Annotated in this window: 11 protein-coding genes; 7 read left to right on the top strand and 4 right to left on the bottom strand. The window is 62.3% G+C overall.

Annotated elements, in window-relative coordinates; all coding sequences use genetic code 11:
• Positions 1-104: 104 nt before the first annotated feature.
• Positions 105-326: a hypothetical protein gene (locus C1M53_RS22280; protein WP_129414218.1), complete on the bottom strand. Its 222-nt coding sequence runs from the start codon at positions 324-326 to the stop codon at positions 105-107.
• A 180-nt stretch (positions 327-506) separates the two neighbouring features.
• On the opposite strand from C1M53_RS22280, the gene C1M53_RS22275 reads away from it, so the two are divergent.
• The 3 genes from C1M53_RS22275 (at position 507) to C1M53_RS22265 (ending at position 6,149) form a co-directional block, all read left to right on the top strand.
• Positions 507-4,160 (top strand): hydantoinase B/oxoprolinase family protein, encoded by a 3,654-nt coding sequence (locus C1M53_RS22275; RefSeq protein ID WP_129414217.1) that lies wholly within the window; start codon positions 507-509, stop codon positions 4,158-4,160.
• 85 nt (positions 4,161-4,245) lie between these two features.
• A complete protein-coding gene (locus tag C1M53_RS22270) occupies positions 4,246-5,490 on the top strand; it encodes a DUF3419 family protein (RefSeq protein WP_129414216.1) in 1,245 nt (414 codons plus the stop codon).
• The gene (locus C1M53_RS22265; RefSeq protein WP_129414215.1) at positions 5,490-6,149 is read left to right on the top strand and encodes a class I SAM-dependent methyltransferase; all 660 of its coding nucleotides are present in this window, start codon (positions 5,490-5,492) and stop codon (positions 6,147-6,149) included. The genes C1M53_RS22270 and C1M53_RS22265 overlap by 1 nt, the downstream gene beginning before the upstream one ends.
• Positions 6,150-6,211: 62 nt before the next feature.
• On the opposite strand, the gene C1M53_RS22260 is transcribed toward C1M53_RS22265, so the two are convergent.
• Entirely contained in the window at positions 6,212-7,594 is a 1,383-nt protein-coding gene (locus C1M53_RS22260; protein ID WP_129414214.1) for a serine hydrolase, read from the bottom strand.
• Positions 7,595-7,905: 311 nt separating this feature from the next.
• Between C1M53_RS22260 and C1M53_RS22255 the strand changes: the two genes are divergently transcribed.
• The gene (locus C1M53_RS22255) at positions 7,906-8,703 is read left to right on the top strand and encodes a GH25 family lysozyme (RefSeq protein ID WP_129414213.1); all 798 of its coding nucleotides are present in this window, start codon (positions 7,906-7,908) and stop codon (positions 8,701-8,703) included.
• Between the two features lie 83 nt (positions 8,704-8,786).
• Positions 8,787-10,037, top strand: a complete 1,251-nt coding sequence (locus C1M53_RS22250) for a lytic murein transglycosylase (protein WP_129414212.1) — start codon at positions 8,787-8,789, stop codon at positions 10,035-10,037.
• Positions 10,038-10,137: 100 nt separating this feature from the next.
• On the opposite strand, the gene C1M53_RS22245 is transcribed toward C1M53_RS22250, so the two are convergent.
• Positions 10,138-10,485, bottom strand: coding sequence for an MliC family protein (locus C1M53_RS22245; RefSeq protein ID WP_245488246.1), 348 nt, complete (start codon positions 10,483-10,485; stop codon positions 10,138-10,140).
• An 11-nt stretch (positions 10,486-10,496) separates the two neighbouring features.
• Entirely contained in the window at positions 10,497-11,717 is a 1,221-nt protein-coding gene (locus C1M53_RS22240; RefSeq protein WP_129414211.1) for an alanine racemase, read from the bottom strand.
• Between the two features lie 199 nt (positions 11,718-11,916).
• Between C1M53_RS22240 and C1M53_RS22235 the strand changes: the two genes are divergently transcribed.
• Both C1M53_RS22235 and C1M53_RS22230 read left to right on the top strand, forming a co-directional pair.
• Entirely contained in the window at positions 11,917-12,837 is a 921-nt protein-coding gene (locus C1M53_RS22235) for a DMT family transporter (protein WP_129414210.1), read from the top strand.
• A 529-nt stretch (positions 12,838-13,366) separates the two neighbouring features.
• A complete protein-coding gene (locus tag C1M53_RS22230) occupies positions 13,367-13,975 on the top strand; it encodes a YdeI/OmpD-associated family protein (RefSeq protein ID WP_129414209.1) in 609 nt (202 codons plus the stop codon).
• Positions 13,976-13,986 lie beyond the last annotated feature (11 nt).

The raw sequence follows: 13,986 nt of genomic DNA, 5'->3' as shown, positions 1-13,986 counted from the left end.
AGTGATGCGGTAGTAAAAAAGGCCGGGACACGTCCCGGCCTTTCCGATTCATGGGGCCGACTTTTGCCAGCCTCCGATGCCAGCCGTTTGGCCGACCGTCGCGCTTACTGTGCAGGCGCGGTGGAATTCGGCTGCGCCGGCTTCATTGTATTGTCGGCCGGCGGCTGTGCCTCAGGCGTAGCCGGCTTCATCGGCTCGGCCGCAGGTGGCGTGGCTTGCGTCGTGGTGTTGTCGGTACCTCCGGTACCACCACCCTTGTTTTCACTGCAGGCGGCAACGCCGAGCAAAAGCAGCGCGGAAACCGAGGCCAGGACGAGCTTATTCATCGTATTTCTCCTTCGCAACTTCACCCCCTGTGAAGGGCGGCACAGTAGAAATGCGAGGCTCGCGCTTCGGTTTCGTCACATTGCGTTTCGTCCTGTAACAGCGTTCGGACTTCGTTGAGCCGTTGCCGGCCTCGGCCTTCGGCACTAACAGGGGAAGGAACGCACCCGAAAGGATGGTCGATGAGCGCGAAATGGGATTTCTGGATCGACCGCGGCGGTACCTTCACCGACGTCATCGGCAAGGCGCCGGACGGCTCGTTGACACCGCTGAAGTTGCTGTCCGAAAACCCGGAGGCCTATCCGGATGCAGCCATCCACGGCATCCGTACCCTGCTCGGCGCCAAGGCAGGCGAGCCGATCCCGTCTGGATTGATCGGCGAGGTCCGCATGGGCACGACGGTTGCAACCAATGCGCTTCTCGAGCGCAAGGGTGATCGGGTCCTGCTCCTGATCACCAAGGGCTTCCGTGACGCGCTTCGCATCGCCTATCAGGCCAGGCCGGACATCTTCGCAAAGGAAATTCTGCTCCCGGAGCAGCTCTATGAGCGTGTGGTGGAGGTGCCCGAGCGCGTGCGCGCCGATGGTTGCGCGGAACGGCTGCTCGACATCGCCGACGTCAAGCCTGCGATCGAACAGGCCAGAGCCGACGGCATCGATGCCGTCGCCATCGTCTTCATGCATGCCTGGAAGTATCCCGAGCATGAAAGAGCCGTGGCCAGGGTTTGCCGAAATGCAGGATTTTCCCAGGTCTCGGTGAGTCACGAGGTTTCGCCGCTGATCAAGCTGGTTGGCCGCGGCGACACCACGGTCGTCGATGCCTATCTCTCGCCGATCCTCTCGCGTTACGTGCAACGGGTAGCGGCGGAGCTCGGCACCGTTGCTGCCGACGGCCAGAGCGGGCATGCGCACGAAGGCCCAAGGCTGATGTTCATGATGTCATCCGGTGGCCTGACGGCAGCGGACAAATTCCAGGGCAAGGATGCGCTTCTGTCCGGCCCCGCCGGCGGCGTCGTCGGCATGGTCGAAACGGCGAAGCTGGCGGGATTCGACAAGGTCATCGGCTTCGACATGGGCGGCACCTCCACCGATGTCGCGCACAGCGACGGTGACTATGAGCGCGCCTTTGACACGGAAGTGGCCGGTGTGCGGGTGCGCGCGCCGATGATGCGCATCCATACCGTTGCTGCCGGCGGCGGCTCCATCCTGCAATTCGAGGCCGGCCGTTTCCGCGTCGGCCCGGATTCGGCTGGTGCCAACCCGGGCCCCGCCTGCTACCGGCGCGGCGGGCCGCTTGCGGTGACCGACGCCAACGTCATGCTCGGCAAGCTGCAGCCGGATTTTTTCCCGTCGATCTTCGGCCCCAATCAGGACGAACCGCTGGATGTCGCGACAGTGCGCTCGAAATTCGAAGCTTTGGCGGCCGAAACCGGCGATGGGCGTTCCCCGGAAGCCGTGGCAGAGGGTTTCGTCACCATCGCGGTCGAGAACATGGCCAACGCCATCAAGAAGATATCGGTGCAGCGCGGCTACGACGTGACCGGCTATCTGCTGAACTGTTTCGGCGGCGCCGGTGGCCAGCATGCCTGCCTTGTCGCCGATGCCCTCGGCATGGAGGCCGTGCTCATACACCCGTTCTCTGGCCTGCTTTCGGCTTACGGCATCGGACTGGCATCGATCTTCGCGACGCGCCAGCAGGCGCTGCTGGAGCCGTTGGCCGATCAATCCCTGCCCGCGGTCGAAGCACTGATCGCAGGTCTTGCCGGGGATGTGGCCGACGAGTTGACCATGCAAGGTGTCGCCGACGAAGACATGGCGATGCGTCCTGTTCTCCATATCCGCTACGACGGCACCGATACCACGCTGCCGATCAGCTTCCCCGACCACTCGATCGCCAACGCCAGGGCGGCATTCGAGGTCGCCCACAAGGCGCAATTCGGATTCATCTACGAAGACAAGCAACTGGTCGTGGAGACCGTGGCTGTGGAAGGCAGCAATGCTGGTGATAGCCACCACCAGGAAGCACTGGCCCCCTCTGGACCACCGCGCGACATGACCGACACGCGGCAAAAGCGCCGCATCTTCTCGGAAGGAGAATGGCACGACGCCGCCATCTGGCGCCGTGAAGCACTCCGCCCATCGGACAGGGTTTCCGGCCCGGCGTTGATCATCGAGCCGAACCAGACCATCGTCGTCGAAAACGGCTGGCAGGCCGAGATCACAATGCGCAACCACGTGCTGTTGCGCCGGACCGCCAGGAAACAGCGCAAGGCAGCTCTGGGCACCGAAGCCGACCCCGTCATGCTCGAGGTCTTCAACAACCTGTTCATGTCGATCGCCGAGCAGATGGGCGTGACGCTGCAGAACACCGCCTATTCGGTCAACATCAAGGAGCGGCTCGACTTTTCCTGTGCGGTCTTCGACAGCAATGGCGCGCTGGTCGCAAACGCCCCGCACATGCCGGTGCACCTCGGTTCGATGGACCGTTCGGTCGAAACCATCATCCGGCTCAACGCGGGTGATGTCCGCCCCGGCGATGTCTTCGCGTTGAATGCCCCTTACAATGGCGGCACCCACCTGCCCGATATCACCGTGGTCACGCCGGTGTTCGACGATGCGCAGGAAAGCATCCTGTTCTGGGTTGCCTCGCGCGGCCATCACGCCGATGTCGGCGGCACGGCCCCTGGCTCGATGACGCCGCTCGCCACCACCGTCGATGAGGAAGGCGTTCTGTTCGACAATTTCCGTCTCGTCGAGCGCGGCCGTTTCCGCGAGGCGGAGTTGGTGAACCTGCTTTCCGACCATCGCTACCCTGCCCGCAACCCGGCGCAGAACGTCGCCGACCTCAAGGCGCAGATTGCCGCCAACGAGAAGGGCGTGGCGGAGTTGCGCAAGATGGTGGCGCATTTCAGCTTGCCCGTGGTCAAGGCCTATATGGGCCACGTCCAGGACAATGCCGCCGAAAGCGTACGCCGTGTGCTCGAACGCCTTCCGGACACCTCGGCCTATGAATATCCGACCGACACCGGTCAGGTGATCAAGGTGAAGATCAGTGTCGACCGGACCAGGCGCGAGGCAACCGTCGATTTCACCGGCACGTCGCCGGTGATGAAGAACAATTTCAATGCACCCGAGCCTGTGGCGCGGGCAGCCGTGCTCTATGCGTTCCGGGTGATGGTCGAAGACAACATCCCGATGAACGCCGGATGTCTAAGACCGATCAACATCGTCATCCCCGAAGGCTCGATGCTGAAGCCGGCCTATCCGGCCGCCGTCGTCGCCGGCAATGTCGAGACCTCGCAGCACGTGACCAATGCGCTGTTCGGCGCCATGGGGGCGATGGCCAATGCCCAGGGCACCATGAACAACCTGACTTTCGGCAACGACCGTTATCAGTATTACGAGACGATCTGCTCGGGCTCGCCGGCGGGGCGCATGAACGACGGGCGCGGTTTCGCCGGCACTTCGGGCGTGCACACCCACATGACCAATTCGCGCCTGACCGATCCGGAAATCCTGGAGCTGCGCTTTCCTGTGCTGCTCGAAGACTTCCGCATCCGTGAAAACTCCGGCGGCAAGGGACACTGGAGTGCCGGCGATGGCACACGCCGTTCCATCCGCTTTCTGGAGAAGATGCAATGCGCGATCCTGTCGTCGCATCGCTCACGCCCGCCGCAAGGCCTCGATGGCGGCAATGATGGCGAAATGGGCAGCACCAAGGTGCGTCGTCTCGATGGCCGGGTCGACGTGCTGAAGGCCTGTGACCAGACCGTTCTGGAAGCCGGCGAAGCGGTCGTTGTCACCACCCCGACGCCGGGAGGTTTCGGCGAAGCCTAGCCTGTTCATCAACCGCTGCTGTCACCGCACTGTCATGACGCTGCGCTACGCGCTTCGCCCAACGTAAACGGGGAATCGCCTTGCCATGTCGGACGTTTCTGCGGAACTGGTTTTCAGGCGCGGCAAGGAAGTGGGAAAAGCGGTCTACCAGAACCGCGCCCTTTCGAAGGCCGGCATCTCGGAGCGCCTGTTTGCCCTCCTCTTTTCCGGCCTCGTCTACCCGCAGATATGGGAAGACCCGGACATCGACATGGAAGCGATGCAGCTGGGCGAAGGCCATCGTGTCGTCACCATCGCATCCGGCGGCTGCAACATCCTGGCCTATCTGACGCGCTCGCCGGCCAGGATCGACGCCGTCGACCTCAACGCCGCCCACATCGCGCTGAATCGCATGAAACTTGCGGCGGTGCGCCATCTGCCCAACCAGACCGACCTGTTTCGTTTCTTCGGTGCAGCCGGCATGGAACACAATTCGGCGGCCTATGACCGCTTCATCGCCCCCAATCTTGACCCGGTCAGCCGGCACTATTGGGAAAAGCGCAGCTGGCGCGGCCGCCGTCGCATCGAGGTGTTCGATCGCAACTTCTACCGCACCGGCCTGCTTGGCCTGTTCATTGCCGCCGGTCACCGCACCGGCCGACTTTTCGGCGTCAACCCGACCGGCATCATGGCTGCCAGGGACCTCGCCGAACAGCGCCGCTTCTTCGACGAGAAACTGGCGCCGGTGTTCGACCGCAAGCTCCTGCGCTGGGCTACGTCGCGCAAGGCCTCGCTGTTCGGGCTGGGCATCCCGCCGGCGCAATACGATTCCCTGATCACCTCCGGTGACGGCTCGATGGCCAGCGTGCTGAAGGCGCGTCTCGAGAAGCTCGCCTGCGATTTTCCGCTGAAGGACAACTATTTCGCCTGGCAGGCTTTTGCGCGGCGCTATCCCAATCCCGGTGAAGCCGCCCTTCCCGCCTATCTGGAGAAGGACAACCACCCCGTCCTCAAGGCGAACGTCGATCGCGTCACCATCAACCACGCCAACATGATCGAGTTCCTCGCCGGCAAGGATGCCGGCACGGTCGATCGTTTCATCCTGCTCGACGCACAGGACTGGATGACCGACGAACAACTGAATGCGTTGTGGACAGAAATCACCCGCAGCGCCGCACCGGGCGCCCGTGTCATCTTCCGCACCGCGGCCGAGCCGAGCCTGTTGCCGGGCCGCGTTTCAGCTTCGCTGCTCGACCAGTGGGTTTATGAGGACGATGCCTCGCGAGACTACTCGGCGCGCGACCGCTCGGCGATCTATGGCGGTTTCCACCTTTATGTGAAGCGCGGCTGATGAGCACCCAGGACCTGCCGGCGAACCATGCCGATCTCATGGATGGCGTCTATCGCTGGCAACGCCACATCTACGATCTGACCCGCAAATATTACCTGCTCGGCCGCGACAGGCTGATCGCCGGCCTTGATGTTCCGGCCAATGGCAGTGTGCTGGAGCTCGGCTGTGGCACCGGTCGCAACCTGGCACTGACGGCACGGCGCTATCGCGATGCCCGCCTCTATGGCCTCGACATCTCCGCCGAGATGCTGGTCAGCGCGCAGGCCACGATCGCTCGTGAAGGCATCGCCGGCAGGACCCTGCTCGCGCGCGCCGATGCAACCGACTTCGATGCACAGGCGCTGTTCGGTGTCGCCAGCTTCGACCGCGTCTTCGTCTCCTATTCTCTTTCGATGATCCCCGGCTGGGAAAAGACAGTGGCTGCCGGCCTTGCCGTCCTGGCACCTGGCGGGTCGCTGCATGTCGTCGACTTCGGCCAGCAGGAACGCATGCCCGGCTGGTTCCGCTCTTTGCTCAGGGCCTGGCTCAAAAAATTCCACGTCAGCCCGCGTGATTCCCTGCGTGAAGTGCTTGAATCGGAATCCACCAAAGCCGGCGCAAGCCTTTCATTCGAAAGGCTTTATCGCGGTTATGCCTGGCTGGCGGTGGTACGCCGCTAGAGCATTCCGCCCCGTGGAAACGCGGAAATGCCACACACTTTGCCGGAGTTGCGCCGATCCCGCTACTTCAGCGCCTTCGCCAAAGCAGCCGCCAGATTTTGCGGACGATATCCGAGTTTGAACGGTGTCAGCCCCAACCGCACGATGACCAGCTTCTGCGAAGGAATGACAGCGACCGTCTGGCCATCATGGCCCTCCAGCCAATAGGCATCCGCCGGCACCCCGGCTTTTGCGGTGGCGCCGGGAGCGTGTTCATTGCCAGGGGCCTCGATCCAGAGTTGCCCGCGCGTATAGACGCCATCGGATGCCGGTGCAGGTTCGCGCATCCAGGCCACGAAGCCTGGGGGAAGGATTTCCTGGCCGTTCCATATGCCGTCCTGCAAGAGAAACTGGCCGAAGCGCGCCCAGTCGCGTGCGGTGGCGTAGAGGTAGGATGAGCCTACGAAAGTGCCGTGTTCGTCGGTCTCCATGATCGCGCTGGTCATGCCGATCGGCGCAAAAAGTTTGAGCTGCGGCCAGGCCAGTGCCTGCTTGGGATCGGTGAAGGTGTTTTGCCACAGACGCGACAGCATCACTGCCGTACCACTGGAATAGGAATAGGCCTTGCCGGGTTCGCCCGTCAGCGGCTTGGCCGAGGCGAAAGCCGACATGTCCGGTTCCTGATAAAGCATGCGGGTAACGTCGGTGACGTCGCCATAATCTTCGTTGAACTCGAGACCGCTGGACATCGCCATCATATCGGCGAGCGTGATGGCAGCGCGCTTGTCAGCCTTCCAGTCCGGGAACAGGCCCTGATCGGTAATGGCGAGCTTGCCCTCCTTGACCAGGGTGCCCACGATGGCGGCGTTGACCGACTTGGTCATCGACCAGCCGAGAAGCGGCGTCTTTTCCGAGAAACCGTCGCCGTATCGCTCGCCCACGATGCGGCCATTCTGCGCCACCACGACGGCCCGCATGCCGGGACCGGTCAGCGAGGTGTCGTCCAGGATCTTGTTCACCTCCGGATTCTGGGAGGGTTCGACACGGCCGCCCTCCGGCCACAGCACATCCGGCACCGCCGGCGAGACCGAAACGTCGGTCGAGATCGCCTTGGCCACGGTCACGTTGCCGTCTGGCACATTGGCGCAACCGAGCCCCGGCCGCAGCACCGCCGCGCCTTTGCCGAAGACACCGAGCAGACCCGCACTCACCGTGCCCGCATCCTTGTCGACATCGAGCATCATCAGCTTGAGGATCGGATGGCCCGGAGCCTGCACATCCACCGCCAGCACCTGCTGGGCGTCCCGGTCGGCCAGGAACACGTTAGAGCACACGATCTTGGCGGTGTAGTTGGCGGCAATGCGTATCAGCGCCGGCGGTGCCGTCCATAGCCAGATCGCCACGCCGACGACGGCAACAACGATGAGCCCCAGCAGCCATTTCAGGATCTTGCCGACGACGCGCATGCACAGCCTCCCAACCGCATTTCACAAACCCAATCTGCCGCGATTGCCCGCCACGCTGCAACTGGAGATGTTTGGATGCCAACACCTTGGCTTGCATTCACAGAACCGTGAGCCCGCTTTTCCGCAGTTGCCCATCCGGCCAGCCTGGGTCATCACGAACTTGCGTATTCGCCCGCATCAACCGATTATCAACCATGTTGGGTGATTGAGTGGAGAGGCGTGGCGGCAAGTGGGGGCACCGCAACCGGCTAACAACCGGACAGAACGACCCATCCGCGACCGGCGGCCACCGGTCTGGACCTGAATTTCGGATGCGTCGTCTCGCGATCCTGCTTTGCTTCACCGCCCTTTCCGCCTGCTCGACCGTCGACGCGCTTGCTCCGGTGTCACCCGGTTCCAATGGCCCTTCCGTTGCCTTGCGCGCGCCGCGTTTCGCCGATTCCAAACCACATGAATGGGACAGCGGCGCACCTTGGAATTATGCGGTGCATGGGACCGACGTATCCAAATACCAGACTTCGGTGGATTGGCCGAAGGCCAGGGCCAGCGGCGTTTCCTTCGCCTTCATCAAGGCGACCGAGGGCGGCGACCGCGTCGATGACATGTTTGCCGACCACTGGCGCGGCACCAAGGCGGCAGGCGTGCCGCGCGCCGCCTACCACTTCTACTATTTCTGCCGGCCGGCTGCGGAACAGGCCCGCTGGTTCATCGAAAACGTACCGAATGAACGCTCCTCCATGCCCCCGGTGCTCGACATGGAGTGGAACCCGCAGTCCCCCACCTGCAAGCTCAGGCCTCCGGCGGAGACGGTGCGTTCGGAAATGCGCATTTTCCTGGAGATGGTCGAGAAGCACTACGGCAAGAAGCCGATCATCTATACGTCCGTCGATTTCTTCGATGACAACGATCTGTCGACCTTCCGCGGCTATCCCTACTGGCTGCGCTCGGTTGCCGGCCACCCGACCCAGAAATATGGCAGCCACCCTTTCACCTTCTGGCAATACACCGGAACCGGTGTCATTCCCGGCATGAAAGGCGACGCCGACATCAACGTCTTCAACGGCTCCGAGGCCGCCTGGAACAAGTGGCTGCGGCAGAACACCCGTTGACAGGGCGGCCACAGCCTGCTTTTCGGGGCTGACTTTCGCCGGTCTCATGTACCGCGCCACGAAATCAGTCCGAAAGGAAGACCATGCGACTGCGCTCCAGCCTCATCGCGGCGCTGCTGCCGGTAATGGCAGCGACCACCGCCATGGCGCAGCAATCCGCGCCCTCAGACCAGCAGCCTGCCCCGACAGCGGGCCAGAAGCTGGATCCGACCGCTGCCCCGTGCGGCGGTGACTTCGAAACCTGGAAACAGGGCGTCGCCGAGGAGGCCAAGGCTGCAGGCGTTGGCGAAACCGGCCTGGGCGCGCTGGAAGAGGCAAGCTTCGACACGCGCGTGCTGGCGCGAGACCGTGCCCAGGGCGTGTTCTCGCAGACCTTTACTCAGTTCTCCGGGCGTATGATCTCGGCCTACCGGCTGAAGCAGGGCAACACCATGCTGCAGAAGTACGGTTCGGTGTTCGCCCGCGCCCAGCAGGAATTCGGTGTTCAGCCGGCCATCGTCACCGCTTTCTGGGCACTGGAAACCGACTTCGGCGCCGTACAGGGCGATTTCAACACCCTCAATGCATTGGTGACACTCTCGAACGACTGCCGCCGTCCCGCAGTGTTCCGTCGTCAGATCATACCGCTGCTCAAGCTGATCGACCGCGGCGACCTGCCAGCGGACGTCAAGGGCGCCTGGGCCGGCGAGATCGGCCAGACGCAGATGCTGCCGATCGACTATCTCGAAGACAGCGTCGATGGCGACAATGATGGCAAGGTCGACCTGCGCAACAGCGCCCCCGATGTCATCATGACCACCGCCAAGAAACTCGAAATCAAGGGCTGGAAACGCGACCAACCCTGGGTTCAGGAAGTCCGCGTGCCCGACACCCTGCCCTGGGAGCAGACCGCGCGCACCAACAAGATGCCAATCAGCCAGTGGAACCAGTGGGGTGTCACCAATCCGGATGGCTCGCCACTCGCCGACAACGGCCTGAAGGCCGGCCTTGCCCTGCCGATGGGCCGCAAGGGCCCAGCCTTCCTGACCTATGACAATTTCGACGTCTACATCGAATGGAACCAGTCCTTCACCTATGCGCTCACAGCTGCGGTGATGGCCACCCGTTTTGCCGGCGCTCCGGCCTACGATCCGCGCAATGCCGAACCCGGCCTCAGCCTGGAACAGATGAAGGAATTGCAGACCAGGCTGGAAGCCAGGGGTTACGATGTCGGCAAGGTCGACGGCATCCTCGGCACCAACACCCGCGACGCCGTGCGCAAGGAACAGATCCGGCTCGGCATCCCGGCCGACGGCTGGCCGACGCCGGAATTGCTTGAGAAGCTCTCGTCGTAACTGGAGCGTTTCCGTTTTCACGGAAACGCGGAAACGCGCCAAGTTTTGTTTTCGTCGCGTTCTTGTAACGCCAAGTGATTCCACTTGGCTACAACATGCTCTATTTGATCTGCCTGCAGGTAACCGGCTTTTGCGGACTTTGCATCAGGTCCGTAAAGGTGGCCTCGTTGCCCTTGGTCCACCATTCATATTGCTGCCCGACATAACGCGCGCCTGATCCGCTGATGACGGACACCGCCACGATCGTGGACTTGCCAAGATCCAGCACGGCGAACTGGTTGGCACTTGTGTTGATATAGGTAACGGCCACTTTCTGAGCCGGGCAGGCATAGGCCGCCCTGGTCGTCTGCGGTTTCTCCTTCCCGGGCAGCTTGAGCGTTACGGTGGTGGCCGAGGCCGCCACGGTCATCGCCAGCAACGCGCCTGCAAGAAATACGGCATCTTTCACGATCGTTCTCCTCAATCCGCCATCGTTTCAAGGCTGGCAAAACCCTGCGGCGCGTCGCCTTCATCGAAAGGTGTCGTCACCTCCACGAAGGTGTCAGGGTAGAAACCGTTGAAGCGGGTTCGAAGCGACAGCGAATAGGCCCCGATGTGACCGATTTCGATCCAGTCGCCCGTGTCGACAGTTTCCGGCAGCCAGAACGGACGCGACAGGATATCGACGGAATCGCAGGTCGCCCCGCAGACCTTGAACGGCACGATGTTCTTCTCCGAACCATTGCGCGAACGGATCGCCGGATCGGGGATGAAGCGCGCCGGCAAGGTGATCTTGCCGGTCCAGGAATCCGACAGCGAAGCCCAGATGCCGTCGTTGATATAGAGCCGCCTGCCCTTGCGCAGGAGCACGCGCACGATCAGCGAGAGGCAACGCGCCACGATCACGCGTCCCGGTTCCGCCACCAGCGGCATCTGGTCGAAGCCGTATTCCTTGAGATCGCCGGAAAGCCTGGACATGATCTGGCCAAGCGACGGCATTTCGACATGCTTGCGATTGGGATCGTGACCGTACTCGGCCGGAAAACCTCCGCCGACATCAAGGCCTGCAAGATCGAATGAAAGCCGGTTTCGCACCCAGTCCGCCGAGGCGAGCGCTCGCTCGTAGGTGTCGGGATCCTCGATCTGGCTGCCGACATGGAAACACAGTCCGACCTTGTAGCCGGTACGCGCCAGCCGCTCTGCCAGTTCCACCGCATTGGCTGGGCCCGCGCCGAACTTCTTGGACAGCTCATAGGCGGCATGACCCTTGGTCTGCACGCGCACGAAAACGGTGATGGCACCGGGATCGATGTCGAGTGCACGCACCACGCGTGTCAGCTTGGTGATTTCGTCCTCGTGATCGACGGCGACGACGCGGATGCCATATTTTTCCAGCGCCAGCTTGATATCCGACTGTGCCTTGATCGGATGCATGTAAAGCATTTCCGCATCCGACGAGACGGCGCGCACGGCAGCGAATTCGCCGGGAGAAGCCACATCGAAGGCGGTGACGCCGGCCTCGGCCAGCGTCTTCAGGACGATCTGCTCCCCATTGGTCTTCACCGCATAAGCGGTCTTGCCGGGAAACATGTCCATGAACTGGCGGGCGTCGGCTTTCAGCACCTGCGGGCGGAAGCAATAAACCGGATCGTCAGGGCGGAGGGCGAGAGCTGCCTCGCGGGCATTTTCGAATCGCTGCATGAGGCGAATCCCTTTCTCGGTATGCGCACTTAAACCTCACTAGCCGGGAAAGAAAACAGGAACGTGTCCATTCGTTTCGCCGGGGAACCGACTGGCGCAGGTGTCAGGAGCCTCTGCGGCTGCGGCAGGATTCGGGTGGGCGGTCTGCCGGCAAGCCGCTAGTCTCATGGCGTAGCAGCGCATGAGGGGCATCAACACTATGAGCACCGCCACCCAAACCATCCAGACCGGCCCGATGAGCCTCAAGGATTGGGGCCAGCTTCTGCTGCTCGGCGCGATCTGGGGCGGCTCCTTCTTCTTCGCCCGCATCGCGGTGGCCGAAATGCATCCACTCGTCCTGGTGCTGTTTCGCGTCGCGATCGCCGCGGCTGCGCTGCACATCTACCTGCTGATCCGGGGCCCCTCGTTCAAACTGGCGTTGCCGCATATCGGCCTGTTCTTCCTGCTGGCACTCACCAACAATGTCATCCCGTTTTCGCTGATTTTCGCGGGCCAGACCGAACTCGGCGCCGGCATCGCATCGGTGCTGAATGCGACCACCCCTTTCTGGACACTGATCGTCGCCAATGCGATGACCGCCGACGAGAAACTCTCCTGGAACAAACTCGCCGGCATCGGCCTCGGCATCGCCGGCACCGCCGTCATGGTTGGTCCAGGCGTGTTTGCCGGTCTCGGCGGACCGGTGTGGCCGAAATTCGCGCTGATCGGTGCTTCGCTGTCCTATGCCTTCGCACTTATGGTCGCCCGAAGGCTGAAGAGTGTCCCGCCTCCGGTGCTCGCAACCGGCCAGTTGACAGCCTCGACCATCATCATGATCCCGGTCATTCTTCTGACCACCGGCAGCACCGGCCTGTTCGCAGCCAGCATCCCTGTCTGGGTCGCGGTGTTCGGACTGGCGTTGCTCTCGACCGCCTTCGCCTACATCCTCTATTTCAACCTGGTCGCCTCTGCCGGTGCCACCAATGCCTCCCTGGTGACGCTGATCGTACCGGTCAGTGCCATATTGCTCGGGATTGCATTCCTCGGCGAGCATATCGAGACATTCGAGCTCTTCGGCATGCTTCTGATCGGGCTCGGGCTGGTCACCATCGATGGACGTCTCTTCGCCGCCGGCGAGTAACCGTTGTGAAGAGTTGAGGGGACGGGGACGCAGGGTTTCGGCAGATGAGTTTTCGCAGTGCAGCGGCCCGTCGTCCCCGGCTCGAAATCGTCTCTTTCAACCGGCCTTCCGACACCTTTCAGCCACAATTTATGCACAGCAGGCAGGCCTGCATTTCGCCAAGGAATTCAAGGCATAGCGGCGAAACCGAGGTCGAAATTTCTAAAGCCTTGTCGCATTGCAGCACATTTTCTCCTTGTGTGTGACCGAAATGCTTCTAGACTCGGTTCATAGTTTTCCAGCGAGGAGGCTATGTCATGGGACTTACAAGGCCACTCAATGCACTGATGATTTGTGCTGCGTTTGCGTTTATCGGCGCCCTTATTGTGGGCGTTCTTCCATAAGGCCGCAGCAGCGGGGGAAGGCAGCACCATATAGTTCAAACCATTGAAAAGGCCGGGGAAACCCGGCCTTTTTCCATTCTCGACTTTTGCTTTCGCGGAAGCTCCGCTCTATAGTCGCGACGGGACTGGGATCAGGATGACGAGCGATGCGGATCGACGAATCCAATGCCCGAAATGACGTGCAGACGCTTTCTCCTGCCAGCCGTACGGAGTGGCGGGATTGGCTGGAGAAAAATGGCGACACGGTAAACGGCGCGCGACTGGTCATCCACCACAAGACCAGCGAAACACCCGGTGTCCATTTCCATGAGGCGATCGAAGACGCGCTCTGCTACGGCTGGGCCGACGGGCGCGCTACCAAGCGCGACGGTGACAGCTTCTACCTCACCTTGCAGCCCCGTTCGACCACCAGCGCGTGGGACCGCATCAACCGGGAGCGTGCCGAAAAACTGATCGACCATGGCCGCATGCGCGACGCAGGCCTGGCTGCCATCCGGCGCGCCAGAAGCGCGGGCACCTGGGAACCGCCGATGAGCGCGAAACAGATCGACCTGCCGGCCGATCTGCAGCGGGAATTCGACGAAAACCGCATCGCCTATCGCAATTTCGAACGACTGCCCTCGCCTTCCAAGGCGCTTATCCTGAATTGGATCGACAAGGCCACGCAGCCCGAGACACGCCGCCGCCGCATCGAGCAGACGATCGCGCTTGCCGAGAGCAATGCGAGCGTCAGCGTGATGCCCGTGGACAGCTAGCCGACCGCCTG

The sequence above is a fragment of the Mesorhizobium sp. Pch-S genome (assembly GCF_004136315.1).
GTDB lineage: Bacteria > Pseudomonadota > Alphaproteobacteria > Rhizobiales > Rhizobiaceae > Mesorhizobium.
Note: the sequence above shows the minus strand (reverse complement) of the source record. Positions and strands in the feature narration are given on the sequence as shown.